A 24,982-nucleotide genomic window follows, 5' to 3' on the forward strand; every position below is an offset into this window, starting at 1 on the left:
CTTGCTCACGCTCTACCGCAGCAATCGCGCTGAACTGCTGGCCCAGGTGTTGGCCGCCCAGCTGCAGCTCGAGCCGCCCGGCCCGCTCGAGCAGGTGCAGGTGGTGGTGAACACCTGGCCCACCAGCCGCTGGCTGGGGGAGCAGATCGCCACGGGCCTCAGCGCCGGTATCGCCGCCAACCTGCGCTTCCCCTTTCCCACCAGCCAGCTGCGCCAACTGGTGGATCACTGGCTCGGCGGCACCCCCGCCACAGGCCCCGATCCCTGGCGCGCCCAAAACCTGGTGTGGCCCCTGCTCGAGCTGTTGCCAGAGCTGCTGGAGCACCCAGAAGCAGCCCCCCTGCAGCGCTGGCTGCAGCAGCGCCAAGGCCACAGCCAACTGCGCCAGCTGGATCGCCCCCTCTGGCAGCTGGCCCGCGCCATCGCCGATGCCATCGACGACTACGGCCTCTACCGCCCCGCCATGCTCGAGGCCTGGCTGCAGGGCCAGGCAGTGGATGGCCGCGGCCAAGCGCTGGGGCCGGCGCTGCTCTGGCAGCCGCTGTTGGTGCAGCGCCTGGCGGCAGCCCTGCCCGGGGAAGCCTTCGGCCTGCGGGCCCTGGCCCTGATCCGCCGGCTGCAGCAGGGCTGGCGGCCTGAATCCACCAGCCCCCAACCCCTGCGCCTGTTTGGCCTGAGCAGCCTGGCGCCGGTGCAGGTGGAGCTGCTCCAGGCGATCTCGGCCTGCCAGGCGGTGGAGCTCTACCTGCTCACCCCTTGCCGCGACCTGTGGCAGCGGCGCGACGCCGCCGGCAGCCGTGATCCGCTCAGCAGTGATTGGCTTCTGGAGGTGCCGGGCCTGGAGGCACGCTTCGGGCGGCTCGGGGCGGAATTTCAACAGCTGCTCGAAGGGAGCGGCGAGAACCAGCTGGGCCCATGGCGCGAAGGGGATCTGTTTTTTGCACCGGCGGCGGTGGCGATCGACCAGGGCCGCCCCCCCACGCTGCTGGAGCAACTGCAGGAACGGCTGGCCAGCGGCAGTGCCGATGGGGAAGCCGGCGCCACGCTCCAGGCCCACCCCGGCGACAGCTCCCTGGAGTTCCACGCCTGCCCGGGCCGGTTGCGCCAGCTGCAGGTGCTGCGCGATCGGTTGTTGCAGCTGCTGGCCGCCGATCCCAGCCTCGAACCACGCGACATCCTGGTGATGACCCCCCAGGTGGAGGCCTTCGCGCCGCTGGTGGGCGCCGTGTTCGGCGACAGCGGCGCTACCGGCGTGCCCCTGCCCTGGCGCCTCACCGACCGCAGCCAACAAAGCGAGGCGGGCATCAGCCAGGGCTTGCTCGAGTTGCTGCAACTCGGCGGGGAACGCTTCACCGCCTCGGCCCTGGAGCGCTTGCTCGCCTGCACGCCGCTGCTCAGGGCCCAGGGGCTTGAGGGGGATGACGCCGCGGCCATCAGCCGGGTGCTGCAGGAGGCCGGCTTCCGCTGGGGGCTCGACGCCCGCGATCGCGGTGGCGATGGCACCCACAGCCTCGAATGGGCCCTCGATCGCCTGGTGCTCGGCCTGGTGCTGCCCCAGCGGCCCGGCCTGGCCCCAGGCGCGTGCGCCCCTCTGGCGATGGAGGGCAGCCTCGAGCAACAGGAGCGCTGGATCGGCCTGCTGCGCGCCCTACTGGAGCAACTGCGCTGGCTGGCCACACCGCGCACACCGACGCAGTGGATCGAGGGGCTGCGGCCGCTGCTGCACACCCTGTTTGGCGATGGCGGCGAGCGGGCCTGGGAGCTGCAGAGCCTCCACGCGGTGCTGGCCGATTGGAAGACGGTGGCCAGCACCAGCGCCCTGGAGCTGGCGGCGCCGGTGGTGGCAGAGCTGCTCGGCGAACGGCTGAGCGAGGGCAGCGGCCGCTTCGGCCACCGCTCTGGCGCCCTCACCATCAGCGCCCTGGAGCCGATGCGCGCCATTCCCCACAAGGTGGTGGTGCTGATGGGCCTCGATGCCGGCGCCTTCCCCCGCCAGCGCCAGCGCCCCGGCTTCCACCTGCTCGAGCAACAGCGCCAGCTGGGCGACCCCAACAGCGGCGATCAAGACCGCTACGTGCTGCTCGAGAGCCTGCTCTCGGCGCGGCAGCACCTGGTGGTGAGCTGGAGCAACCGCGATGAACGCACCGGCGAAGCCCTGGAGGCCTCCACCCCGGTGCGGCAATGGCTGGAGTGGCTCAGCCGCGAGCTGCCGCAGCTGCCCCTGCGGGTGCACTGCGCCAACCCCCTGGAGCGCGCCAATTTCCTGGCGGCCGAACCCTGGCCGCCCGCCAGCTGCGACCGCCGCCTGCTGCAGGCCCGCCAACAGCTCGAGCAGGGCCGCACCGCAGCGCCCCAGCGGGGGCTGGCCTTCAGCGCCATGCCGCCGCCAGCGGCAGAGCCCCCCGCCACCGCCGAGCAGGCCTGGAGCGATCTGCGCGCCTGGGTGGAGCAGCCGCAACGCCGCTGGCTCGAGGGGCTGGGCCTGCGGCCCCGGGAGTTCGATCACCCCGTGCTCGATCGCGATGCCCTCGAACTGGGCGAACGGGAGCGGGCGGCGCTGCTGCGCCAACAGCTCGATCCCCTGCCTGAGGAGCTGCCCGACTGGCCGCACTTGGAGCGGGGCACGGGCCTGCTGCCCCCCCAGGCCGCCGGTGCCCTGGAGGTGGAGCAGCTGGAGCAGCGCTGGCTGGCCTTGCGCAGCTGCTTGGAGGGGCTCGGCGAGGCGCAGCAGCGCCCGGCCCATTGGCAGGGGCTCACGGGCGCGCTCACCTGGCGCGGCCGCCAGCTGGTGTTGGTGCATAGCGCTAAGCCGCGCACCCCGCAGCGCCTGGTGCTCTGGCTGGAGCTGCTGCTCGCCTGTGCAGCCGGCCAAGCCCCGAGCGGCGCCGCCCTGGTGGGCCGTGATGGCCACCGCTTCCGGGTGCTGGAGCGCCTCGAAGCCCTGCCTGCGGCGGAGGCAGCGCAGGAGCTCGAGCAACTGCGCCAGTGGCACCACACCCACCGCGAGCGCTGCTGGCCCCTTCCCCCCGACACCGGCTGGGCCTACGCCGCGGCCAGCGAGCAGCGCCGCTGGAGCGCAGCCCTGGGGGCCTGGGAAGGCAACGCCCTGCTGCGGGGTGAGCGGCAGGATCCGGTGCAGGCGGTGTGTTTCGGCGCCGATCTCCCCCTGGAGCAGCTGCTCACCCCCGAGCTTCAGGCCCTGGCGATGCAGCTGCATGGGCCCCTGTTGCAACGGCGCCAGGAGGAGAAGAAGCGATGAGCCTCCGCCGCTTCGATGCCAATGCCATGCCCCTGGGGGCGGGCATCCGCCTGCTGGAGGCCAGTGCGGGCACGGGCAAAACCTTCGCCCTGGCCCACCTGGTGTTGCGCCTGCTCAGTGAGGGCAGCGCGCCGCTGGCGGTGGAGCAACTGCTGGTGGTCACCTTCACCGATGCGGCGGCGGCGGAACTGCGCGATCGCATCGCCCGCCGCCTGCAGGAAGCCCTGCAATTGCTGGAGCCCGGCAGCACTGCTACCCCGGGCGATGGGCCGCTGGCGGCCTGGCTTGAGGCCCTCGGCCCCACTCCACCAGCGCTGCTGCGTGGTCGCCTGCTCCTGGCCCTCGAGCAGCTCGATCGCGCCGATATCACCACCATCCACGGCTTCTGCCGCCGCACGCTGCAGCGCCAAGCCCTCGAAGCCGGCCTGGGGCCCGCGGTGAGCCTCGAGAGCGAAGGCCGCGAACGCCGCGCCGAGCTGGTGCACGACTACTGGAGCCGCCAGGTGCTGCCCCTGCCGCCAGGGTTGTTGGCGGGCCTGCGCCAGAAGCAGGTGAGCCCCGAGCAGCTCACAGGGCTGCTGGGCAGCCTCGATGGCGATCCAGCCCTGGAGCTCGATCCGCTGCCGCCGCCCCTGGCGGCCGATGCCCCGCTGGCCCCCCAGCTGGAGGCCCTCTGGCCGCAGCGCTGGCAGCGCTTCCAGGAGGAGTGGCACGCGCGCAGTGAGCTGCTGGAAACGGATCTGGCCGCCGCGGCCAGCGAGCTCAACAGCCTGGGGCTGCCCTACAAACCCTTCCGGCTCAAGGCCAAACCCGACAAGCTCCAGCGGGTGCAGGCCTGGCTCGATGGCCTGCCAGGCACCCCGAGCTATCAGGAGGTGCTCAGCCAGAGCGATCTGCTCGGCTACTTCCACCCCGGCAGCTTCTGCAAGGTGGCGGCGGTGGCCCATGGCGAGGGGGTGTCGCTGCCGCAGCGGCCATTGCTCGAGGCGATCGCCGCGCTGGTGGATGGGCCGGCGGAGCTGGCGCTGCTGCACTTCGCCCATTGGGGCCGCGCCGAACTGCAGCGCCGGCGGGAGCGCAGCGGCCAGATGGGGTTCGGCCAGCTGCTCGAAGCCCTCGATCCGGGGCCCGAGGCCAACGCCGATTCGCCGTTGCTGGAGGCCGTAGCCCAGCGCTACCGCGCCGCCTTGATCGATGAATTCCAAGACACCGATCCGATCCAGTGGCGGATCCTGCAGCGCGCCTTCACCGGGCCCAGCTCCCGCCACCTGCTGGTGATGGTGGGCGATCCCAAGCAGGCGATCTACCGCTTCCGCGGCGGCGAACTGGCCACCTACCGCCAGGCCGCCGCCAGCGCGGGCGAGCGCTACGGCCTGATCGAAAATCGCCGCTCCAGCGCCGCCCTGGTGGAGAGGCTGAATGCGCTCATGCGGCCAGGGTTGGTGCGCTCCAACCTCGAGGTGCCCGCAGTGGAGGCCCAGGCCAACAAAGGCGAGCTGCTCCTCAGTCCGGAGGAAGCGCCGCTGCAGCTGTTGCCGGTGGAGCCATCCCAGCTCGAGAGCCGCGTCGCGGCCCTGTGCCAGGCCGTGCTCGAGCGGCGGCTGATCTTGCGCCAGGGCACCAGTGAACGGGTGTTGGCGCCCGGTGATCTCTGCCTGCTGGTGGGGCGCCACAGCCAGGCCGAAAGCCTGCGGGCCGCGTTGGAGCAGCGGCAACTGCCCAGCCGGCTGGTGAGCCGCGGCGACGTGTTTGAAACCGTGGGGGCCACGGCACTGCAGCGCCTGCTCGATGCCCTCGCCAGCCCCGGCGACCCCGGCCGCCAACGCCTGCTGGCGGCCTCGCCACTCCTGGGCTGGTCGGCCGAGGAGCTGCAGAGCCGCCCGCCGGAGCACTGGGATCAGCTGGCGGCGGATCTGAGCCAATGGGCGCAGCAGCTGCCGCGGCTCGGCCTCACCGGTGTGCTCGCTGAGCTGCTCGCCGCCGACGGCCTGGCGCAGCTGTCGCTGCGGGGCCGAGCGCTCGCGGATCTGCAGCAGGCGGCTGAATTGGTGCAGGAGCAGATGCACAGCCAGGGGCTGGGGGCGGTGGCGGCGGCCGATTGGCTGCGCAACCTGCGCCTGCAGGAGGAGCGCGATTCCCCCGATGCCCATCTCTGCCGCAGCGATGCCGCCCAATCCGCCATCGCCGTGGTGACCGTGCACCGCAGCAAAGGGCTCGAATACCCGGTGGTGATCTGCCCCTATCTCTGGAAGGCCCCAGCGCCGGCGAAGGCCGGTGGCCAACGGCTCGGGCGGCGCTGGCTACCGCCCGATGGCCCAGCGCCGCGGCTGGATCTCCACCTCAATCCCTATTGGGGGCCCGGCCGCGCCGCCGCCCGCCAAGACCACCAGGACCAGTTGCAGGAGGCGGAACGGCTCGCCTACGTGGCCTGCACCCGCGCCCAACACCTGCTGGTGCTCGCCTGGCCCGGCGCCGATCACGCCGAAGCCGGCAACCCGCTCAGCCCCTGGCTGGAGCAACCGGAGCCGGCCGATCTGCACCCGATCGATCCCGCCGAGCTACCGCCGCCGGAGCGGCCCTGGCAGCCCGATCCCGAGCAGGGCGAGCTGGAGCTGGGCCCCACCCCGAACCGCAGCCTCGATAGCCGCTGGGGCCGGGCCAGCTATTCCGCCTGGGCCCATGCCGGCGCCGCCCTACCCCCCCAAGCGCAAGACGAGGGCCGCGACAGCGACGCCCTGAGCCCCAGCGACGACAGCGATGGGGCCGCCACGCCGCCAGCTGCCAGCGCCCACTGGCCAGCCCTGGGCCCTCTCGCCCAGTTCCCCCGCGGCGCCGGTCCCGGCGATGCCCTGCACCGCATGCTCGAGCAACTCGATTTCGGCGCGCTGGCCTGCAACCCGGAAGCCAGTCGCCCCTTGCTGGTCCAGGAGCTGGAGCGCGCCGGCCTCGAGCCAGAGCTGATCGATCCGCTGCTGGCAGGGCTGGTGCAGCTGGTGCAAAGCCCCCTGGGCGGAGCCCTGGGGGCCTGCCGGCTGATGGATCTGACGAGCGGCAGCTGGCTGAGCGAACTCAACTTCGATCTCCCCCTCGCCCACGACAACCCGGCGCAGCTGGTGCGCAGCAGCGGCCTCGCGGCCGCCTTTGAGCAGCACCCGGGCGGCGCCTTCGGGGCTGACTACGGCCGCCAGCTGCGCAGCTTGCAGGTGGCCAGCCGCGGCTTCCTCACCGGGTCGATCGATCTGGTGTTCCAGTGGCAGGAGCGCTGGTGGGTGGCCGACTGGAAGAGCAACTGGCTGGGCCGCAAAGGCAGCCAGCGCCAAGTGCTGGCCTGCGGCCCGGCCGACTACAGCCAGGCCGCTATGGCGGAGCTAATGGCCCGCAGCCACTACCCCCTCCAGGCGCACCTCTATCTGGTGGCACTGCACCGCTACCTGAGCTGGCGGCTGCCGGGCTACGACCCCTCAGCCCATCTGGGTGGCTACGCCTACGTGTTCCTGCGGGGTGTGCCGGGGCCGATGGCCGATCCCGAAGCGGGCGTTCCCGGCGTGGTGGTGGACACCCCACCCCTGGAGCGTCTGATCGCCCTCGACGCCCTGCTGCGGGAGGGCCAGCCATGAGCAGCCTGGCCGCCGCCCTGCAGGACACCCTGCTGCGCCGCCTCCCCCCGGCAGCGGGGGTGGATCCGCGCCTGCTGCAACCGCTGATCGCCGCGTTGTTCGAGGCCCTGGAGCAGGGCGAGCTCGGCCTGGATCTACGCCACCACAGCGTGGAGGAGGCCGCCCTGGAGGCCCTGACCGCCAGCGGCTGGCTGAACGGACCCGAGGCGCTGTTGGTGCGCGATGGCCCCTGGCTGCGCTGGCGCCGCTGGCACGAGCAACTCCAGCACTGCTTAAGCGATCTGATCGCCCGCGCCAACACGCCCCTCAGCCAGGCCCCAAGCCCAAGCGCCCGTCAAGCCGCCCAAGCCGCCGCGGCCCAAGCCGGGCTCGACGCGCAACAACAGGCCGCCGTGGTGGCCCTGCTCGAGCGCCAGCTGGTGCTGCTGCTCGGGGGCCCGGGCACGGGCAAAACCTCCACGGTGGCGCGGATGCTTGAGGCCGCCCTGGCACGGGAGCCGCAGCTGCGGGTGCAACTGGCGGCCCCCACCGGCAAAGCCGCCGCCCGCCTGAGCGCAGCCCTCACCGGCGCGCAGCCGCTGCCCTGCTCCACCCTGCACCGGCTGCTCGAGGCCCGCGGCAGCAACCGCTTCGCCCGCAACGCACGCCATCCGCTGGAGCTCGATCTGCTGGTGGTGGATGAGCTCTCGATGGTGGATCTGCCGTTGATGGCCGCCCTGCTCGAGGCCCTGCCCGAGCGGGCGCGGGTGCTGCTGGTGGGCGATGCAGGGCAGTTGCCGCCGGTGGGCACCGGCGCGGTGCTCGAGGAGCTCTGTCGCCCCCACTGCCGCGAGCAGCTCGGCGGCGCGGTGGTTGAGCTCACCACCACTTACCGCAACAACGGCGCCATCGCCGAGCTGGCTGCTGCCCTGCGCCAGCTACAGCCGACTGCTACAGGTCCACTCGAGGCCCTGCGCCCGCAGCTCGAGCAGCTGCCCGCCGAGGCCAACCTCACCTGGCTGGAAGCCCCCCTGCCCCAACTACCGGCAGCGGTGCTCCAGCCCCTGAGAGAGCAGCAACAGCAGCTGCGCCAGCGGTGCCAAACGCTGCGTTGGCAGGGGGAGCAGCTGCACCCCAGCGATGGGGCGGCCCTGCTCGAGGCACTGGAGGAGCGCATCGCCTTGAGCCCGCTGCGGCAGGGGGCCTGGGGGGTGGAGGCCCTGCATCGGGCCCTGCTCGGTCCAGCGGCGGCAGCGCCGCTGGAGCGCTGGCCCCTCGGCACACCGGTGCTCAACCGGCTCAACCGCCCGGAACAGGAGCTCGCCAATGGCGACATTGGCGTGCTTGTGGAGCGCGACGGCCAGCGGCTGGTGTGGATGAGCAGCGGCCGGCTGCTCCATCCGGCCCGGCTGGCGGGGGCGGAGCCAGCCCTGGCCCTCACGGTGCACAAGGCCCAAGGCAGCCAATACGGCGAGGTGTTGCTGCTACTGCCCCCCAGCCGCCACAGCGATCCGCGACTGCTGTACACCGGGCTCACCCGGGCCCGGAGGCGGGTGCTGCTGGTCACACCGGCGTCACCCGCCTAGCGTCAGCGCCATGACCAACGTGGTGGCACGCCCCTGGGGCTGGTTTGAACCGCTGGGGGGCGGCGAGGGCTACCTGGTGAAACGCCTCTGCATCCGCGCCGGCCAGCGCATCAGCTTGCAGCGCCACCACCACCGCAGCGAGCACTGGGTGGTGGTGGCGGGCAGCGGCACCCTGCTCTGCGAGCAACACAGCGTGCAGGCGCAACCCGGCACCACCCTCTTGATCCCCTGCGGCGCGGTGCACCGCGCCAGCGCCGGCGAGCAGGATCTCCTGATCGTGGAAGTGCAGCGCGGTGAGCTGCTCAGCGAAGACGACATCGAACGCTTCGCCGATGACTACCAACGCCCCACAAGGAGCGCTTCAGGCCAAGTGTTAGATTGATTGAGAGACCCTTTGTGTAAGGGCAAGGCAGTTATTCGAAGCGATACCGCTTCATTACCAGGGTGTCTGCCGGCCTGTCGACGAAGGACATTTCAGGCCCAGCCATTCAGAACGTGACCCAGAACCTTTGCGAGAGCCTCGACAGCTCTGTGGATCAACGCGTCCAGGAAACATCCATCCAAACCCAATCCACCAATTCGGCTGAACCCAGCAGCCCTGAAGCCACCAACGCAGCCCAGGTGGCCGTTGATCTGAGCGCCCTCGATCTCGCCAGCAACGCCGCCGCCGAAGGCGAGGCCCCGCTGGAGCTCAGCACCACTGTGATCCCCGCCAAACCCACGGGGTTCGCCAGCTTCGGCTTCGCGCCTGAGCTGCTCGATGCCCTCACCGCCATCGGCTACGAGGAGCCCTCGCCGATTCAGAAGGCGGCCATCCCCGAGCTGCTGCTCGGCCGCGACCTGGTGGGCCAGGCCCAAACCGGCACCGGCAAAACGGCTGCCTTCGCCCTGCCGATGCTCGCGGCTCTCGACGGCCAGCAGCGCACCCCCCAGGTGCTGGTGCTCACCCCCACCCGCGAGCTGGCGATCCAGGTGGCCGACGCGTTCAAGAGCTATGCGGCCAACATGCCGCACCTGCGCGTGCTGCCCCTCTACGGCGGCTCCGATTTCCGCGATCAGATCGTGCGCCTCAAGCGCGGCGTGCAGATCGTGGTGGGCACCCCCGGCCGCGTGATGGATCACATGCGCCAGGGCACCCTCGATCTCTCAGGCCTGCGCAGCCTGGTGCTCGATGAAGCCGACGAGATGCTGCGCATGGGCTTCATCGACGACGTGGAGTGGGTGCTCGAGCAGCTGCCCAGCCAGCGCCAGGTGGTGCTCTTCTCCGCCACAATGCCGCCTGAGATCCGGCGCATCTCGCACAAATACCTCAACGATCCCGCTGAGGTCACGATCAAAACGAAGGGCGCCGATTCCAGTCGGATTCGCCAGCGCTTCATCACCGTCAACGGTCCTCAGAAGCTCGAAGCCCTCACCCGGGTGCTCGAGTCGGAAACCAAGGAGGGGGTGATCATCTTTGCCCGCACCAAGGCGATCACCGTCACCGTGGCGGAGGCCCTAGAGGCCAAGGGCTACGACGTGGCCGTGCTCAACGGCGATGTGGCCCAGAGCCAACGGGAACGCACAATCGAGCGCCTCAAAAACGGCACCGTGGATGTGCTGGTGGCCACCGATGTGGCCGCCCGCGGCCTCGATGTGGATCGCATCACCTTGGTGGTGAACTACGACATCCCCTTCGATTCCGAGGCCTACGTGCACCGGGTCGGACGCACGGGCCGCGCCGGCCGCAGCGGCGACGCGATTCTGTTCGTCACCCCGCGGGAGCGGCGCTTCCTCGGCGGCCTTGAGCGGGCGGTGGGCCGGCCGATCGAGCCGATGCAGATTCCCAGCAACGCCACCATCAACCAGAGCCGCTTGGATCGCCTGCGCCAGCGCCTCTGCGACGGCCTCACCACCGAAGGCCGTGAGGAAGAGCGCGCTCTCCTCTCGGAGATCGTGCAACGGGTGGCCCAGGAAAGCGGCGCCAGCCCGGAGCAACTCGCCCTCGCAGCCCTGCAGCTGGTGGTGGGTCCCCAGCCGCTGCTGGTGCAAGGCGATGAAAGCTGGATTCGCCAGGCCGGCGGGCGTGACGGCGGTCGCGATGGCGGGCGTGATGGTCGCCGCGATGGGCGCCGTGACGACCGGCCCGGCGCCAGCCGCCGCGGCCCCCGCGAACAGTCCGGCCCGCCGGAATCGGGCATGGAGCGCTTCCGCATCGAGGTGGGCTGGCGCGATCGCGTCAAGCCCGGGAACATCGTGGGCGCGATTGCCAATGAAGCCGGCCTCAACGGCCGCAGCATTGGCCGCATCCAGATCTTCGATGCCCACAGTCTGGTGGACCTGCCTCAAGGCATGCCCGAGGACGTGTTCCAGGGTCTGCGGCGCCTCAAGGTGATGAACCGCGAACTGCAGATCAGCCGCTCCCGCGACTGATCTGGTTTCAGCTAAAGCGGGGCTCAGGCACACAGGCCAGTGAGCCCCTCGGTGGACAACTCAGACGAGAGCAACGTCAGCTGCTCCACACTGAGCCGCTCCACCGCTACCACCAGGCTGGGCTGCACGCTCTCGCATTCGCTGGCCACCAGGCTCTGCAGGAGATCAAAGCGATCCTGGGGAGCCAGCTCACCGTCTTCGCTCCAGGCCAGACTCCAGGGCACGGGTGCCGTCATGGGAGGCGCTCGCTACGAGTGTGGATTTACTGACATTCGGACAATAGTTCGGGATCGTGGCGTTTCTTCCGCTTCCCTTCGGGGTTGCTTCAAGCCTCTTCACGCAGCGCAGCACCCTTGCCGCAAGCGCCAAGCTGCCCGACGGTGCCGCTGTAGTGTGACTGAGATTCAAAGGCTTACTGGCTCCATCCGGAACCGCGCAGCACCCACGGATCAGTTTTCAGGTTCCGCAACAAGGAATGACCATTTACATCGGCAACCTCTCGTTCCAGGCCGAACAAGAGGATTTGCTTGACCTCTTCAGCCAGTACGGCGAAGTGGCCAAGTGCAGCCTTCCCCTCGACCGTGAAACCGGCCGTAAGCGCGGTTTCGCCTTCGTGGAGATGGCCACCGACGCCGACGAGCAGAAGGCCATTGACGACCTCCAGAACGTGGAGTGGATGGGTCGCATGATCCGTGTCAACAAGGCCACCCCCCGCCAGGGCGGCGGTGGTGGTGGCGGCGGCTACGGCGGTGGCGGTGGCGGCGGTGGTCGCGGCGGCTATGGCGGTGGCGGCGGCAACCGTGGCGGCGGCTACGGCGGCGGCGGTGACCGTGGTGGTTACGGCGGTGGCGGCGGCTACGGCGGCGGTGGCGGTTACGACGGCGGCGGCGGCAACCGCTGGTGATCCAGCCCCTCTGAGCGCCCGCTCAACAGAAAGCCCTGGGTTCCGGTCATCAGGCCGGCCCAGGGCTTTTTTGCTGGCCCTCGATGCGGATGCCATCGAGGGCTGATCAACAGCAATCAAGCGATCGCTTCGGACTCCTCGAGTTCGACCAGATCGTGCAGCTGATCGCGCTGCCATTCGCGGCAACGCACCTCGGTCACGGGATGGGTGGGTTGCAGTTCGCCTTCACGGGGCTCCGGCAAGGCGTTGCGCAGGCTGCGGCGGCGCAGCTTCGCCGTCCAACGATGGAAGCGATGAAAGTCTCGGGTCCGTGTCATGAACACCTCCTGGTGGTGACACCACAGGTCTAACGCCGGGCGCAACCCTTGCACTGTTCATCGGCAACAGCTTCACAAGGAGCCGTTGGCCTGGGCCTGGAGCACCGCGTCGTACTGATCGAAGCCCACCAGCTCCCGCAGCTCGGCGAACTCCAGCATCCGCTGCGGGGTGCGGCCGGCCGCCAGATCCGCCAGGGCCTCTTGCATCGCGGCGGCCGCGCAGGAGAGCAGGGTGAGCGGATAGGCCGCCAGCCGGAAGCCCATCTCCGCCAACTGCGCCGGCGGCAGCAGCGGTGTGAAGCCCCCCTCGAGCATGTTGGCCATGCGCCAGCCAGGCACCTCGGCGCAGAAGCGCCGCAGTTCCGCCTCCGAGCGCGGCGCCTCCAGAAACAACACCTCAGCGCCCAGCTCAGCGAACGCCCGCAAACGCCACAGGGCCTCCTCCAGCGCCGCCTCGTCGCCATGGCTCGCCGCCAGGGCCGAGCGGGCATCGGTGCGCGCCACGATCACCAAGTCGGCACCTTCCGCGCGGGCCGCCACCGCCGCGCGGATCCGGCCCAGTGCCTCCTCGCGGCTCACCACCTCCTTCACACCGGTGTGGCCGCAACGCTTCGGGGCCAGCTGGTCTTCCAGCATGATCCCGGCGAACCCAGCCCGGGCGAATTGGTGCATGGTGCGCTGCACGTTGGCCGCGTTGCCGTGGCCGGTGTCGCCATCACCGATCACGGGGATGCGCACCGCACTGCAGATCGAGCGCCCCTGATCGAGCATCTCCGACACGGTGAGCAAGCCCGTATCGGGCAACGCCGCCCGCGCCGCGGCCACCGAGAAACCACTCATGAAGGTGAGCGGAAAGCCAGCGCGCTCCACCAACCGCGCCGAGAGGGCATCGAAGCAGCAGGGCATCACCTGGCACGCGTCAGCCGCCAACAGGGTGCGCAGCTGGGCGGCGGGGCTGGTGAACGGTTGCATCAGACCCCTGGCGCCATCGCTTGAGCGTTGCACAGCTCATCGTGCGCCTGGCCTTGAATGCAGCCATGGCTCACCACCCCTCCCCCCTGCAACGCCTGCTTGGCAGCCTTCGCCCCCACCGCTGCCTGGTGTGGCTGGCGGCCAGCTGCTCGGTGCTCAACAAGCTGTTTGATCTGGCGCCGCCAGTGCTGATCGGCCTGGCAGTGGATGTGGTGGTGCAGCAAAACACCTCCTGGCTTGCGGCCTTCGGGGTGACCACGGTGCCCGCACAGCTGGGGGTGTTGGCCGCGCTCTCCTTTGTGATCTGGAGCGCCGAATCGCTGTTCGAATACCTCTACGCCCTGCTCTGGCGCAACCTGGCGCAAACCGTGCAGCACGAGCTGCGCCTCGAGGCCTACAGCCATCTGCAACGGCTGGAGATGGGCTTCTTTGAAGCCAGCAGCAGTGGTCGCCTCATGGCGATCTTGAACGACGACATCAACCAGCTCGAGCGCTTCCTCAATCACGGCGCCAACGAGATCCTGCAGCTGATCACCACAGTGTTGGCGGTGGGCGGCGCGATGGTGTGGCTCTCGCCCATGGTGGCGGGGGTGTCGTTCATCCCGATCCCGCTGATCCTCTGGGGATCGCTGCGTTTCCAGAAACAGCTGCAACCCCGCTACCGCGAGGTGCGCGAGCGCGCCGGAGATCTCGCCAGCCGCCTGGCCAACAACCTCGGCGGCATGCTCACGATCAAGAGCTACGCGGCTGAGCCGTGGGAGAACCAACGCCTCGCCGAGCAAAGCCAGGCCTACCGGATCAGCAACGCCAAAGCGATCCGCTTCTCAGCCGCCTTCATCCCCCTGATCCGCTTCGCGATCCTGTTCGCCTTCCTGGCGATCCTGGTGATCGGCGGCCTGCAGGCCTGGAATGGCGCCATCGCCGTGGGCACTTACTCCTTTCTGGTGTTCATCACCCAGCGGCTGCTCTGGCCGCTCACCAGCCTCGGCCGCACCCTCGACGACTACCAGCGCGCCATGGCCTCCAGCCAGCGGGTGCTCGATCTGATCGATACGCCCATCGCCATCCCCAGCGGTGATCGCCCTCTCCCCCTGGGCCGCGTGCAGGGCGCCATCCGCTTCCACCAGGTCAACTTCGCCTACAGCGGCCGCGAGCCCTTACTTCACAACTTCAATCTGGAGGTGCCCGCCGGCAGCACCATCGGCATCGTGGGTGCCACGGGCTCCGGCAAGAGCACGATCGTGAAACTGCTGCTGCGGCTCTATGAGCTCCAAGGCGGCGAGATCCTGCTCGATGGCATCCCGATCCAAGAGCTGCAGCTGGCTGACCTCAGGCGCGCCATCGGCCTGGTGAGTCAGGAGGTGTTCCTGTTTCACGGCACCGTGGCCGAGAACATTGCCTACGGCAGCTTTGCCGCCCCACGCGCCGCGATCGCACGCGCCGCCGATCTCGCTGAGGCCGCCCGTTTCATCGAAGCGCTGCCCCAGGGCTACGACACGGTGGTGGGGGAGCGAGGCCAGCGCCTCTCGGGCGGGCAGCGCCAGCGCATCGCCCTGGCCCGCGCCATCCTCAAGAACCCGCCGGTGCTGATCCTCGATGAAGCCACCGCCGCGGTGGACAACGAAACCGAAGCCGCGATCCAGCGCTCCCTCGATCACATCACCGCCGAGCGCACCACCCTGGTGATTGCCCACCGCCTCTCCACCGTGCGCCACGCCGATCAGATCGTGGTGATGGATCAGGGGCGGATTGTGGAGTGCGGCAGCCACGATCAACTGATTGCGGCCGGCGGCGCCTACGTGAACCTGTGGCGCGTGCAGGCGGGCCTGCGGGCCGATGAAGCCCTGCGGCTCTGATCGCCCGGGGGCACGCCCACCAACCAGCCCAGAAACTGACCGCGGCCTAGGCAGCGGTTAAGGGATGGTCAAGAGACGTGAAATAAGTTGTGAGGATGAAGAGTGATGGCCTGAAAAGCATCGGCATGCGCCCCCGCGATGATCGGGGCCCGATCCTGATGGCCATTGCCGTGGGCCTGGGTGGCGGCTTGCTGCTGGCGGCGCCGCTCACCCAGTTGCTGGATGGCCCGCCCGCCGGCAGCAACCACGAGGTGGTGAATCCGTTCAGCCGCTGGGCCGGCATGGGCGACAAGGAGGTGGTGATCCTCGGCACCGATGTGGGCGGTGGCAACACCGATGTGATGTACACGCTGCGGGTGGAGAACGGCGTCACCAAGCTCACTCAGGTGCCGCGCGACACCTTCATCGATTCGGCCCGCTTTGGCCCGCTCAAGGCCAATGCCCTCTATGCCTTCGGCGGCCCCGACGCGGTGAAGCAGGAGCTCTCCAAGCACCTGGGCCGGCCGGTGCAGCACCACATCCTGGTGAACCTCTCGGTGATCCGCCGCCTCGGCGACGCCCTCGGCGGCCTCGAGGTGGATGTGCCCAAGCGGATGTATTACACCGACAAAACCCAGGGCCTCTACATCGATCTTCAGCCCGGCCGCCAGGTGCTGCGCGGCCGCGACATTGAAGGTTTCCTGCGCTTCCGCCACGACGAACTGGGCGACATCGGCCGCCTCGATCGCCAGAAGCTCTTGCTCAAGGCCCTGTTTGATCAGCTCACCAAGCCGGAAAACCTGGTGCGCATGCCCGCCCTGCTGGCCGCCGCCGGCAAAGATATGAAAACCGATCTGGGCCCGATGGAAATCGGCGGCCTGATGACCGCCATGGGCGGCACCCGCCTCGATGCGGAACGCCTGGGTGGGCGCCCCTTCATGCGCGATGGCATCAGCTACTGGGAAGCGGAATGGCCCGCGCCCAGCTCAGGCGCCGCAAGCACCAGCCAGAGCGAGCGCTACGGCTCGGTGTTCTGATCGGGAGCCGGCTCGCCCGCCAACGGCTCAGCCCGGTAGGCCGCCGGCACGGCCACCAGAAACAGCCACCACCACAGCAGCACGGCCAAGCCCAGCGGCGCCGTGATCCACCAGATCCGCAGCCACCACCAGCTGCCGCCCACCACCACCACACCGGTGAGCAGGATCGACCAGGGCTGGCACCACCAGGGTTTGTGGCACCAAATGTTGTCAGCCATGGGTTTGACCGGAGCGGGAGAGCACAAGCAAAGCGAGCAGCAACGCCACCAGCGCCATCAACGGGCTGGCCGCAGCCACCGTGACCCCCAGGGCGGCGGTGAACCAGATCGAGGCGGCACTGGTGAGGCCATGCACCTGCGGGGTGGGGTCGTCGTGGCCATTGCCGCGGCGGTCCACCAGGATTTCGCCCGCCCCCAGGAACCCCACGCCGGTGGCCACCCCCTGAATCACCCGGCTACGGGCCTCGAGATCCGGCCCCGCCGCCAGCACCAGCAAACAGGCGCTCAACCCCACGAGCACATGCATGCGCAGGCGGCTGGGCTGGGGATGGCGAAAATGCTGAGCACGGTTCACCCCCACCGCCATACCGCAGAGCACGGCCAGCCCCAGGCGCAGCAACACCTCGAGATCAGGGGAGAGGGCCGGCATCCCGGTGTTCGGCATCACGGTGATCAGCGCCCCGACGCAAGCCACGCACAAACGGAATCTGGGCCATAAGCTCCAAGCCAGCGCCGGCAGCCGCAACACGTGTCGAATGAGCTGCTGCGCAACAGCTTCAAGTTGGCGGTGGCGGTGTTCATCACAGCCACTATTGCGGTCTGGACGGAACGCATTGAGTTTGTCTGGTATCCCGTCTTAGCGGCCATCATCGTTGTGGATGACAACGATGATCAGACGATCAGCGCCGCATCAGCCCGGATCCTCGGCACGGTGGCGGGCGGGCTGATCACCTTCATCGTGCACACAATCCTCTCCGGCTGGATGGGGGTGTTGGTGTCGCTTCTGTTGATGATTCCGATCCTGCAGGCGCTGGGCTGGCAGAGCGCCCTGGGCACCGCAAGCATGACGAGCATCATGTTTTTGATGATCCCCAGCCACGTGGCGCTCAATTGGAACTACGTGTTCAATCGAGCCCTCGACACGGTGGTGGGATGCGTGGTGGCGATCCTGGTGGGATTGCTGTTCTGGCCGCGCAACAGCTACCACGAACTCACGGCCGCCGACGCGCGGCTGCGCAGCAGCCTGCAACGCCAACTGCGGCACTACAGCGCCTGGCTGCTTGAGCAGGCGGAGCGTCCCCTCCCCCTCAACCCGGCGCCCCTCACCGGTGATCTGCTGCGCATGGAGCAGCTGGTGAGCCGCGAACGCAGCGGCCCCCGCCACCAGATCCTGCGCCGCAGCCAATGGGATCAGCGGCTGCGGCTCTGGCAACTCACCCATTCCCACTGGCTGAGCTGGGAGCGGCTGATGCACTCCCTGCCTGAGCGCCCGCTCCAGCAGGCAGACCTGATCCGTGGCGCCGTGTTGGGCCTCGGAGAGCAGCTTGAGGCCCGGCCCCAGCCCACACCGCAACGCAATGCCCGGGCCTGGCAACAGCTGGCCGCGCGTGAACAGCTGCCCTTGCTGCCCCTGCTCGCCCTAGCGGAGGAGCTGCGCCCCCTGCATGCCTGCCTCGGGGGGCTCAACCGGCTCGCCCCCAAGCCAACGGCGCGGCCATGATCAACCGCAACGCCCTGCGCACGGCCCTCACCGCTGGTCTGGGCAATGGCTTCGCCAGCATCACCGGCCTGCCCGACGATCAATACGTCGCCCTGGCGGTGCTGTCGGTGTCGAGCGGCACCTACGGCGCCTCAATCGAACTGGGCCGCCAGCGCCTGCTCGGCACCGTGCTCGGCTCGCTGCTGCTGTTGATCGGCTTTGAGTGTCTGCACACCCTGCCCCTCGCCATTGGACTAGCGATCACCCTCGGCTGCCTGCGGCTGCTGGGCGGCCTCTTGGGCTTGAAGGTGGGCTACAAGGTGGGCGGGATGATCGTGGTGATGGGCTGGCTGGTGCACGAGGGCAGCCTCGCCAGCTGGATTCCACTGCGCTTCTTCTGGACTGCCCTCGGCGTGGTGCTCACGGTGCTCAGCCTGCGGCTGTTCTGGCCGGCGCGGGGGCTGGCGCAATGCCTCGGGCGCTACGCCGATCTCCTGGAGCAGTTGCAGCACACCTTTATGGCGCTGGCTCAGCGGCTGGAGGCCCAGCCCGCGGCCGGCGCCCCCACCCCGTCAGCCCCGGGCGCCACCTTTCGGCAGCTACGCCTCACGCTCCAGAGCGCCCGCAGCCAACGGCCGGCACTCCTGCAGGAGCTGGGCAACCAGCCCGAACGCCACCCGGCGGTGTTGCTGGTCACGAGCCTCGATGCCGCCGCCTCACGCCTCGTGACCATGGTGGGTGGCATGGAGCGGGCGGTGCCATCCCGGCGCGACCCCCAACTGGTGGCCCGGCTGCACCAAGCCGAAGCCGAACTGCTGCTGCAGATGGCGGTTCAGGTGGGGCGCTGGAGCCAGCAACTGCGCAGCAGCCGCGGCCTGCCCACGCCGCCGCCCGAGGAGCTCGAGCTGCCCCGCAGCTGGCTGGAGCTTGGCGCCGAACTGAACGATCCGGTGGCCAATTCCGCTTCTCTCGAGCGCTTGGAGCGCATCGCCACCCGGCTGGTGCTCTGTCGCCAGGCGGAGCAGGCCATCCGCGATGGAGAACACAGCTGGCAGGCGATCATGGCGCGGAGGTGATCCAGCCATGACCGTTGTTCGCGCGCTCCTTCAGCAGCGCCACAACTACTACCGCTGGTTGCTGATCGTGGAGGTAATCGCCTTGATCAGCCTGCGGCCGCTGGAACACGCGCCGCAGCTGGTGAGCGTGGTGTATTTGATGATCGGCGGCGTGCCGGTGGTGATGGATTCGCCCCTGCTGCCGCACAACCGGCTCACCCCCCAGCTGCGCACGGCGGTGATTCCCCAGAAGGAGCACCACCACCTGCAACGGGTGATCAGACGGCGCCGTTGGTTGCAATACGGCTGGTTCTGCGCCGCCGGAGTGGAACTGATCTGGCAGCTCTCGTTGTTGTTGCTTCCGCCCCTGGCGGTGCAATTGAGCGTGCTGCACATGCTGGTATGGCTGGCCCTGTTGCTCTATGAGCTCTGGGCGCTGATGAGTGCCCTGGCGGAGGAGCCGGTGTTCAGCGGCGACCTGGTGATGGGTGCCGCAGGGGGCTATTTGTTGATCGGCTTCACCGGCGGAATTGTGCTCAATTCCCTGTTGGTGCTCGATCCGGCGGCCTTTTCCGTCGCCGGCTCCCCCCATGGCGACCTGCCCACCGCGATGGCCTACGCGCCGCACGTGCTTGGGGCAGCTTTCGGGAGCCTCACCACCCTGGGCAGTGCGGTGCTCAACGACGAGAGCCTCACCAGTGTGAGCGCCAGTGTGGGCATCACGATCGTGGGGCAGCTCTACGTGGCGATCTTGATCGCGGGCGTGTTGGGAAAGCCACGCCAGATCGCCATCGTGCGCAAGGCGGCACATCAGGGCCATCGCCGATCGGCTCCGTCCCCCAGACTGCGGCGCAAGAGCCGCTGATCGGCACCACCTCAGCAGCACCGTGGCCCTGCGACAGCGCGCTCTCCTCTCCCTCAGCCTGCTCTGCTGCAGCCCAGCCCTCGCGGCCCCGCAGCCGGTGAGCCCGGTTTCCACGGCCGTGCCCGCCCCGATGATCGGCGGCTCCACCGAACTGCTCGAGCGCAGTTGGCAGAAGCTCGATGCGGAGCTGCGCGCCCTCGACCAACTGCTGCCGGCGGAGCCCGAACCGCCGGTGCGCGATGTGCTCACCACGCCGGAGCTGCCGGCCAACTTGATGCGGGCCAACCAACCGGCCCAGGGGTCGTTGCAGCCGGAGCAGGCCAACCCGGCTCCACCCCTCGACCTCCCCACACCCCAGCAGCTGGAGACCGGCGGCATCGCCAGCCTCAGCCTGGAGCAGGCCCTGGCGGTGGCCTTTGCCGGCAGCGCCAGCTTGCAGGCCCAACGCGAACAGGTGGCCGCCGCCCTGGCCACATTCCAGGCAGCCATGGGCACCTACTGGCCCACCATCAGCGCCTTCGCCGCCGGCGGCTACGAGCGGGCCCGCAGCACAGAAACCTCGCTCGCCCCGAACGACAACCTCAACTTCGGCCCGCTGTTCGACGCCGGTGGCTTGCTCACGCCCACCAATCCCAGCTCCACCGCACCGCAGCAGGGCACCGTCACCGGCGGGCCGTTCTATGTGCCCGAAGGCGGCTCTGTGAGAGCCACCTCAGGCAGCAGCAGCGTTGAGGGAGGCCTGCAGCTCAACTACGCCCTGCTCGATTTCGCCCGCACCCCAAAGGTGCAGGCGGCCCGCGCCAGCCTCGAGCAACAGCGCAACACCTACGCCAATCAGCTGCGCACACTGCAACTGCAGGTGAGCGAGGCCTACTACCAGCTGCAGCAACAGGAACAGCTGGTGCGCGTTTACGACGCCAACGTGCGCAACGACCTGGTGATCCTCCAGGACAGCCTGGATCTCAAGCAGGCCGGCCTGGTGCCACGGCTGGATGTGCTGCGGCGCCGCGCCATCCAGGCCTCCGACGAAGAAACCTTGATCCAGGCCATGGCCGACCGCGCCGTGGCCCGCCGCCGGCTGGCGGTGCTGCTCAACCTGCCGCCGCAGGTCACCCCCAGCGCCAGCGATCCGATCGTGGTGCAGCCCCGCTGGCCCTTGGATCTCGAAGCCAGCCTCCTGGCCGCCTACCGCGGCAACCCCGAACTGGAAGCGATCCTCGCCACCCGCCAGGCCCTGGCCCAACAAAAGCAGGCCACCGCCGCCGGCTTGCTGCCGAAGCTCTCGCTGTTTGCCAACGCCGGCGGCAGCAGCAATCTCTCCAGCCTCGGCAACTTCGAACTCGGCGGCGGCGGCTGTTGCGGCTCCACGGCCCTGCCGCTCACCTCCACCAATGGCTGGGATTGGTCGGTGGGGCTCACCATGACCTGGCTCCTCTTCGACGCCGGCACCACCGCCGGCCAGGCCCGCGCCTTCGCCAAACGGGAAGCCGCTGCGGCCCAGCAATACGCCGCCACCCGCAACGACATCCGCCTGCAGCTGGAGCAGGCCTTCTTTAACCACGAAGCCAGCCTGGCCAAACTCAGCTCCGCCCGCCGCGGTGTGGCCGCCGCCCTCGAGGCCTTCCGCGATGTACGCCTGCGCTACCTCACCGGCCTCTCGAGCGAACTGGATGTGTCGATCACCCAAGACCGCCTGATCAACAGCCTGGTGCAACGCCTCAACGCCACGGTGGGGGTGAATGTCACCTATGCGCAGTTGCTGCGGCAACTGCTACCGATGCCGCGCGATCCCAACCAGCCGATCACGCCGCAACTGCAACTGCAGCTGTCGAGCAACACCCCCTGAGCTTGGCTGCCGCTTTGCCCGCTCTCAACCCGCTCTGGCGCAACAGCCTGCGCACCTGGCTGGCGGCCAGCCTCACCATCGGAATCATGCTGTGGTCGGGTCGCAGCAACGTGATGATGCTCGGCCTGTTGATGGCTGTGCTGTTCATCAACGACAACGACCTCACACCCGTGCGCAATATTGGCCAACTGGTGGGCGGGGCCCTGATCGGCATCCTCACGGCTGTGGTGCTGCATCAGTTCTCGAGCGGCTGGCTGGTGACCGCCATCGGGTTGCTGATCACCGGCTGCCTGGTGCGCGGGCTCGGCCTGGTGAAAGGCGTGAGCATGGGCTACATGGGTTGCTGGGCCCTGGAGGTGATTGGCTACGGCAAGCATTTCAACTGGGCTCTGATCTTTGATCTGGCCTTCACCGTGGTGGTGGGCATCGCTATGGCGCAGATCGCCACTTGGACCTTCTGGCCGCGCCGCCCGCTGCAACAGCTCCCGGCCCTGGAGCGCGGGCTCTGCCAACAGCTCCGTGAGCAGATCGAACGCATGGAGCAATGGCTCGAGCACGGCGGCCCCCCGCCCGCTGCGCTGCGCTCCCAAACCCTGCTGCCGCAGATCCTGCAGCTGCAACAACTGCGCGATCAGCGCCGGAACACCCCAACGCCCCAACACGTGCAGCTCCTGAGCTCTCGCTGGGCCCAAACCGGAAGCCTGTGGCGCCAGCTGCTCCGCCAATGGCTTCTGCTCGAGCCCCTGCTCCTTGAACTCACACCACCCCTGGAGGCCAGCAGCCTGCTACGCCAAAGCCTGAACAGCCTGGATCTGCAGTTGCAACCGCAGACCGCCACCACCCCGCAGGCCGAGCAGCCCTCGCCTCAGGCCTGGCTGGAGGAGGCCCGGCGCTCCACTATCTCGCCGCCGATGATCCTCGCCATCGCCCAACAACTGCAGCAACTGCATCAACTGCTGCACAGCCGCGGCCTCGTGCGCCACGCGATCGAAGCGCGGCGGATCAGCGCGCCATGAGCAGCCCCGCCCTGCGCGACAACCTGCGCCTGGCTCTCACCGTGGCGGTGGTGAACGGCTTCGCCACCCTCACCGGATTGGCCTTTGCGATGTATGCCTCGCTGGCAGTGCTCAGCGTCACCGTGGGCAACTACGGCAACACGCTCGAGCTAGGGCGCCAGCGCCTGATCGGCACCACGATCGGAGCGATTGTGGTGTTCTACGGCTACAGGGCCTGGGGGCATCTGCCTGTGCTGGTTGCTCTGCCCCTGGCACTGCTGCTGGCGCGCGTGATCGCCGGCTCGCTGCGGCTCACCGTGGGCTACTCCGTGTGCTGCTTTGTGGTGATCATGGGTTGGCTGACCCATGAACAACAGCTCGACAGCTGGATTCCGCTGCGCCTGTTCTGGACGGCTTTCGGCATCATCATGGCCTTGCTCAGCCTGCGCCTGTTCTGGCCCTCACGGGCCCGGATCGCGCAACGCCAAGGGCTTTTGCAACTGCTGGTGGATCTGGGGCAGACGCTGCACGACTACCTCCAAAACACGGCGGAGGCCGAACGGCGCAGAGCCCTCACGCACCGCCTACGTGAGCTACGCAACAGCCTGCTGAGCCTGCGGGATCAACGCGTCAACGCCCTACGAGAACTCGGCCCCCTGGCCACGCAACACCCGGTGGCCCAGCTCTGGGAGCTGCTCGATCAGGCCTGCGAAGCCCTCATCCTTGAGCTCGATGAACTGCGGCGCGTGCAAGCTCCCGCTTGGCAGACCTGGGGGCTCAAGCCCCAACACGAAGCCGCGATGACGTACAGCCGTGCCGTTGCCGATCGCTTGCTCCGCTGGCAAGAGGTGCTGCGCAGCTCCCTGACGCTGCAGCCACCCCCACAAGAGCCACGGCCCACCCTGTCGCTGCGAAGTCTGCGTTCGGCCCAAGCGGATCAGGCCTACGCCCAACTCACCCCAGAACAGCTGCAGTGTGTAGCCAGCCGCCTGGTGGTGCTCAACCGAATCAGCCACACCCTGGATACCACCGAACGTCGCTGGCAGGCCTTGCTGCAGTGAGGCCTCAGGCGTTGGGCCGCGACGACCACCAGCGCTCGATCCGATAGAGCAACACCACCACCAGCACCACCAGCCAGAACCACAGCTCCGGCGGGTTGGCGTTGAACAGGATCAGCAGCAACACCACCTCACTCACCAGCCAAGGCAGCTCCTGGCGCAGCAGCTGATTGCGGATGGGGGGCAAACGAGGGGTCATTGGAGGGTGTCGGGCTGGCGCAGGAATGGCAGGTTCCAGCGCAGGTCGATCCAGGGGGTGCGGTAGCCGCCGGTGAGCGAACGCAGGCCGGGGATCACGTAGGTGATCGGCGATCGCCACTCCACATAGGCGTGAGTGGAGATTGTGAGGCCTTCACGGATTGGGAACACGCCGCTGCCCCCGGAGAGGGTCCAGCGGTAGCCATCCACGCTGCTTGGATCATGCTCCAGCTCAATTTCACTGCGCATCACCGGGCCGTTCTTGGTGAGCTCCTTGGCGAGCTGAGGGTTGCCAATGGTGGTGGAGATGTCGTCCTCCGTGGCGGGGAGCGTAAGCACCTGGTTCACCTTGCCCACAATCCCGCCGAACCGGCCCCGCTGCTTCCACAGCGGCACCACCTCCACCGGCAGGCCCAGGGGCAGGCGGCGGGCATCGGCCGGCGGGAAGTAGGCGACAGCCTTCAAGGGCCGGTCTTTGGCGTTGGGCTGTTCGGGGCGCCCGATCGTGCCCAGCCGCTGGCCGGTGCTCACCGTCTGGCCAGGGATCACCTGCAGATCGAGCACGGTGCCATCGCGTTCGGCATGCACCTTGCCGTCGTAGGCGATCTTGGCTTCCGTTACTTCGATCTCACGCTTGAGATCGTCGATCTGATAACGGCGCTGCAGGGCCTGGGTCTCGATGTTGAGCTTCACCTGCTGGTAGCTCGTCACCACGTTGCGCTCGTTGATCTTCACGTCATCGAGATTCACGCTGGTACTGGTGAGGCCCTGCTCGGCCGACACCACGGCAGAGGAAAGCGGCGCCACCACCTCTCGCTTCGCCAACCATTCCAGGTTGCGCAACTTGCTCGAATACGTCGACTGCAGCTCGCCGTAGCGGCGCCGATCGTCGCTGTACTTCGCCAGTGCGGTGTCGAGGGCGCGCTTCTCGGTGAGCAAACGCAGCGCGTCGCGGTAGTCGAGCTTCTCGTTGTGGCGCTCAAGCTGGCGCAGGTTGCCGCGTTGCTGCTCCAGCTGCCGCTCGAGCACCGGCAGATAGAGCTGCATCAACACCTGGCCCTTCTTCACCTTCTGCCCCACCCGCACGTACACCTCGCGCACCTGCCCGCCGGAGCGGGCATTGAGGATGCCGGCGTTTTCCGGATAAATGAGCACCCCGGTGCCCTTCACTTCCGTGGGCACCGGCCAGACCAAGGCCCACAGCACCACCGAACCGGTCACCCCTGCCAGGCAAACACCCACCTGGTTGTGGTCGCTCAGCCCCTGCCAACGCTCACGCAGCTGCTGAGCACGCCGGCGGTACCAAGGCGCGTCGGCAGTGGGGGAGGCCTGTGTCATGGCCGCCAGCT

At 68.7% G+C, this 24,982-nt stretch carries 21 protein-coding genes; 14 read left to right on the top strand and 7 right to left on the bottom strand.

The window, feature by feature from the left end; translation table 11 throughout:
- Window position 1: 1 nt before the first annotated feature.
- The 5 genes from KUL97_RS12845 (at window position 2) to KUL97_RS12865 (ending at window position 10,853) form a co-directional block, all read left to right on the top strand.
- A complete protein-coding gene (locus KUL97_RS12845; RefSeq protein ID WP_217797394.1) occupies window positions 2-3,259 on the top strand; it encodes an exodeoxyribonuclease V subunit gamma in 3,258 nt (1,085 codons plus the stop codon).
- Window positions 3,256-6,876 carry a UvrD-helicase domain-containing protein gene (locus KUL97_RS12850; RefSeq protein ID WP_217797395.1) on the top strand — a complete coding sequence of 1,207 codons (3,621 nt, stop codon included), beginning with the start codon at window positions 3,256-3,258 and terminating at the stop codon, window positions 6,874-6,876. Before KUL97_RS12845 ends, KUL97_RS12850 begins: the two co-directional genes overlap by 4 nt.
- Window positions 6,873-8,441: an ATP-dependent RecD-like DNA helicase gene (locus KUL97_RS12855; protein ID WP_217797396.1), complete on the top strand. Its 1,569-nt coding sequence runs from the start codon at window positions 6,873-6,875 to the stop codon at window positions 8,439-8,441. Before KUL97_RS12850 ends, KUL97_RS12855 begins: the two co-directional genes overlap by 4 nt.
- A gap of 10 nt (window positions 8,442-8,451) precedes the next feature.
- On the top strand, window positions 8,452-8,823 hold the full coding sequence (locus KUL97_RS12860) for a phosphomannose isomerase type II C-terminal cupin domain (protein WP_217797397.1): 372 nt from the start codon (window positions 8,452-8,454) through the stop codon (window positions 8,821-8,823).
- Between the two features lie 302 nt (window positions 8,824-9,125).
- Window positions 9,126-10,853, top strand: coding sequence for a DEAD/DEAH box helicase (locus KUL97_RS12865; RefSeq protein ID WP_254896536.1), 1,728 nt, complete (start codon window positions 9,126-9,128; stop codon window positions 10,851-10,853).
- 23 nt (window positions 10,854-10,876) lie between these two features.
- Here the strand turns inward: KUL97_RS12865 and KUL97_RS12870 are convergent, their stop codons facing one another.
- Window positions 10,877-11,089 (bottom strand): hypothetical protein, encoded by a 213-nt coding sequence (locus tag KUL97_RS12870; RefSeq protein WP_136644158.1) that lies wholly within the window; start codon window positions 11,087-11,089, stop codon window positions 10,877-10,879.
- Between the two features lie 239 nt (window positions 11,090-11,328).
- Between KUL97_RS12870 and KUL97_RS12875 the strand changes: the two genes are divergently transcribed.
- Window positions 11,329-11,757: an RNA-binding protein gene (locus tag KUL97_RS12875; RefSeq protein WP_217797398.1), complete on the top strand. Its 429-nt coding sequence runs from the start codon at window positions 11,329-11,331 to the stop codon at window positions 11,755-11,757.
- A 116-nt stretch (window positions 11,758-11,873) separates the two neighbouring features.
- Here the strand turns inward: KUL97_RS12875 and KUL97_RS12880 are convergent, their stop codons facing one another.
- Together KUL97_RS12880 and KUL97_RS12885 are read right to left on the bottom strand one after the other, a co-directional pair.
- Window positions 11,874-12,074, bottom strand: a complete 201-nt coding sequence (locus KUL97_RS12880) for a hypothetical protein (RefSeq protein WP_217797399.1) — start codon at window positions 12,072-12,074, stop codon at window positions 11,874-11,876.
- 72 nt (window positions 12,075-12,146) lie between these two features.
- On the bottom strand, window positions 12,147-13,046 hold the full coding sequence (locus tag KUL97_RS12885; protein WP_217797400.1) for an oxaloacetate decarboxylase: 900 nt from the start codon (window positions 13,044-13,046) through the stop codon (window positions 12,147-12,149).
- A gap of 65 nt (window positions 13,047-13,111) precedes the next feature.
- Between KUL97_RS12885 and KUL97_RS12890 the strand changes: the two genes are divergently transcribed.
- Entirely contained in the window at window positions 13,112-14,902 is a 1,791-nt protein-coding gene (locus KUL97_RS12890) for an ABC transporter ATP-binding protein (protein ID WP_217797430.1), read from the top strand.
- 125 nt (window positions 14,903-15,027) lie between these two features.
- Window positions 15,028-15,918, top strand: a complete 891-nt coding sequence (locus tag KUL97_RS12895; protein WP_254896530.1) for an LCP family protein — start codon at window positions 15,028-15,030, stop codon at window positions 15,916-15,918.
- Here the strand turns inward: KUL97_RS12895 and KUL97_RS12900 are convergent.
- A complete protein-coding gene (locus KUL97_RS12900) occupies window positions 15,900-16,136 on the bottom strand; it encodes a DUF6737 family protein (RefSeq protein ID WP_217797402.1) in 237 nt (78 codons plus the stop codon). The two genes, KUL97_RS12895 and KUL97_RS12900, sit on opposite strands and share 19 nt — an antisense overlap.
- Window positions 16,129-16,581, bottom strand: a complete 453-nt coding sequence (locus KUL97_RS12905; protein WP_217797403.1) for an MgtC/SapB family protein — start codon at window positions 16,579-16,581, stop codon at window positions 16,129-16,131. The genes KUL97_RS12900 and KUL97_RS12905 overlap by 8 nt, the downstream gene beginning before the upstream one ends.
- An 84-nt stretch (window positions 16,582-16,665) precedes the next feature.
- On the opposite strand from KUL97_RS12905, the gene KUL97_RS12910 reads away from it, so the two are divergent.
- Genes KUL97_RS12910 through KUL97_RS12935 form a run of 6 tightly spaced genes read left to right on the top strand, consistent with a single transcriptional unit; the run spans window position 16,666 to window position 23,438 of the window.
- On the top strand, window positions 16,666-17,637 hold the full coding sequence (locus KUL97_RS12910; protein WP_217797404.1) for an aromatic acid exporter family protein: 972 nt from the start codon (window positions 16,666-16,668) through the stop codon (window positions 17,635-17,637).
- A complete protein-coding gene (locus tag KUL97_RS12915; protein ID WP_217797405.1) occupies window positions 17,634-18,692 on the top strand; it encodes an FUSC family protein in 1,059 nt (352 codons plus the stop codon). The genes KUL97_RS12910 and KUL97_RS12915 overlap by 4 nt, the downstream gene beginning before the upstream one ends.
- Window positions 18,693-18,699: 7 nt before the next feature.
- On the top strand, window positions 18,700-19,536 hold the full coding sequence (locus KUL97_RS12920) for a hypothetical protein (protein ID WP_217797406.1): 837 nt from the start codon (window positions 18,700-18,702) through the stop codon (window positions 19,534-19,536).
- Window positions 19,537-19,558: 22 nt separating this feature from the next.
- A complete protein-coding gene (locus KUL97_RS12925; protein WP_217797407.1) occupies window positions 19,559-21,382 on the top strand; it encodes a TolC family protein in 1,824 nt (607 codons plus the stop codon).
- 2 nt (window positions 21,383-21,384) lie between these two features.
- Window positions 21,385-22,398 carry a hypothetical protein gene (locus KUL97_RS12930; RefSeq protein ID WP_217797408.1) on the top strand — a complete coding sequence of 338 codons (1,014 nt, stop codon included), beginning with the start codon at window positions 21,385-21,387 and terminating at the stop codon, window positions 22,396-22,398.
- On the top strand, window positions 22,395-23,438 hold the full coding sequence (locus tag KUL97_RS12935; protein WP_217797409.1) for an FUSC family protein: 1,044 nt from the start codon (window positions 22,395-22,397) through the stop codon (window positions 23,436-23,438). The genes KUL97_RS12930 and KUL97_RS12935 overlap by 4 nt, the downstream gene beginning before the upstream one ends.
- Before the next feature lie 4 nt (window positions 23,439-23,442).
- On the opposite strand, the gene KUL97_RS12940 is transcribed toward KUL97_RS12935, so the two are convergent.
- Entirely contained in the window at window positions 23,443-23,634 is a 192-nt protein-coding gene (locus KUL97_RS12940; RefSeq protein ID WP_217797410.1) for a hypothetical protein, read from the bottom strand.
- On the bottom strand, window positions 23,631-24,971 hold the full coding sequence (locus tag KUL97_RS12945; protein WP_217797411.1) for an NHLP bacteriocin system secretion protein: 1,341 nt from the start codon (window positions 24,969-24,971) through the stop codon (window positions 23,631-23,633). Before KUL97_RS12945 ends, KUL97_RS12940 begins: the two co-directional genes overlap by 4 nt.
- Window positions 24,972-24,982: the final 11 nt, after the last annotated feature.

Origin of the sequence: Synechococcus sp. HK05 (genome assembly GCF_019104765.1) — a bacterium.
Taxonomy (GTDB): domain Bacteria; phylum Cyanobacteriota; class Cyanobacteriia; order PCC-6307; family Cyanobiaceae; genus Vulcanococcus.

What these genes read in the sequence shown, in the direction of transcription:
- KUL97_RS12895 (WP_254896530.1), top strand. Translation starts at nt 15,028, where the DNA reads ATGCGCCCCCGCGATGATCGGGGCCCGATCCTGATGGCCATTGCCGTG.
- KUL97_RS12920 (WP_217797406.1), top strand. Translation starts at nt 18,700, where the DNA reads ATGACCGTTGTTCGCGCGCTCCTTCAGCAGCGCCACAACTACTACCGC.
- KUL97_RS12860 (WP_217797397.1), top strand. Translation starts at nt 8,452, where the DNA reads ATGACCAACGTGGTGGCACGCCCCTGGGGCTGGTTTGAACCGCTGGGG.
- KUL97_RS12940 (WP_217797410.1), bottom strand. Translation starts at nt 23,634, where the DNA reads ATGACCCCTCGTTTGCCCCCCATCCGCAATCAGCTGCTGCGCCAGGAG.
- KUL97_RS12900 (WP_217797402.1), bottom strand. Translation starts at nt 16,136, where the DNA reads ATGGCTGACAACATTTGGTGCCACAAACCCTGGTGGTGCCAGCCCTGG.
- KUL97_RS12870 (WP_136644158.1), bottom strand. Translation starts at nt 11,089, where the DNA reads ATGACGGCACCCGTGCCCTGGAGTCTGGCCTGGAGCGAAGACGGTGAG.
- KUL97_RS12855 (WP_217797396.1), top strand. Translation starts at nt 6,873, where the DNA reads ATGAGCAGCCTGGCCGCCGCCCTGCAGGACACCCTGCTGCGCCGCCTC.
- KUL97_RS12935 (WP_217797409.1), top strand. Translation starts at nt 22,395, where the DNA reads ATGAGCAGCCCCGCCCTGCGCGACAACCTGCGCCTGGCTCTCACCGTG.
- KUL97_RS12915 (WP_217797405.1), top strand. Translation starts at nt 17,634, where the DNA reads ATGATCAACCGCAACGCCCTGCGCACGGCCCTCACCGCTGGTCTGGGC.
- KUL97_RS12890 (WP_217797430.1), top strand. Translation starts at nt 13,112, where the DNA reads ATGGCTCACCACCCCTCCCCCCTGCAACGCCTGCTTGGCAGCCTTCGC.
- KUL97_RS12875 (WP_217797398.1), top strand. Translation starts at nt 11,329, where the DNA reads ATGACCATTTACATCGGCAACCTCTCGTTCCAGGCCGAACAAGAGGAT.
- KUL97_RS12905 (WP_217797403.1), bottom strand. Translation starts at nt 16,581, where the DNA reads ATGCCGAACACCGGGATGCCGGCCCTCTCCCCTGATCTCGAGGTGTTG.
- KUL97_RS12850 (WP_217797395.1), top strand. Translation starts at nt 3,256, where the DNA reads ATGAGCCTCCGCCGCTTCGATGCCAATGCCATGCCCCTGGGGGCGGGC.
- KUL97_RS12885 (WP_217797400.1), bottom strand. Translation starts at nt 13,046, where the DNA reads ATGCAACCGTTCACCAGCCCCGCCGCCCAGCTGCGCACCCTGTTGGCG.
- KUL97_RS12945 (WP_217797411.1), bottom strand. Translation starts at nt 24,971, where the DNA reads ATGACACAGGCCTCCCCCACTGCCGACGCGCCTTGGTACCGCCGGCGT.
- KUL97_RS12880 (WP_217797399.1), bottom strand. Translation starts at nt 12,074, where the DNA reads ATGACACGGACCCGAGACTTTCATCGCTTCCATCGTTGGACGGCGAAG.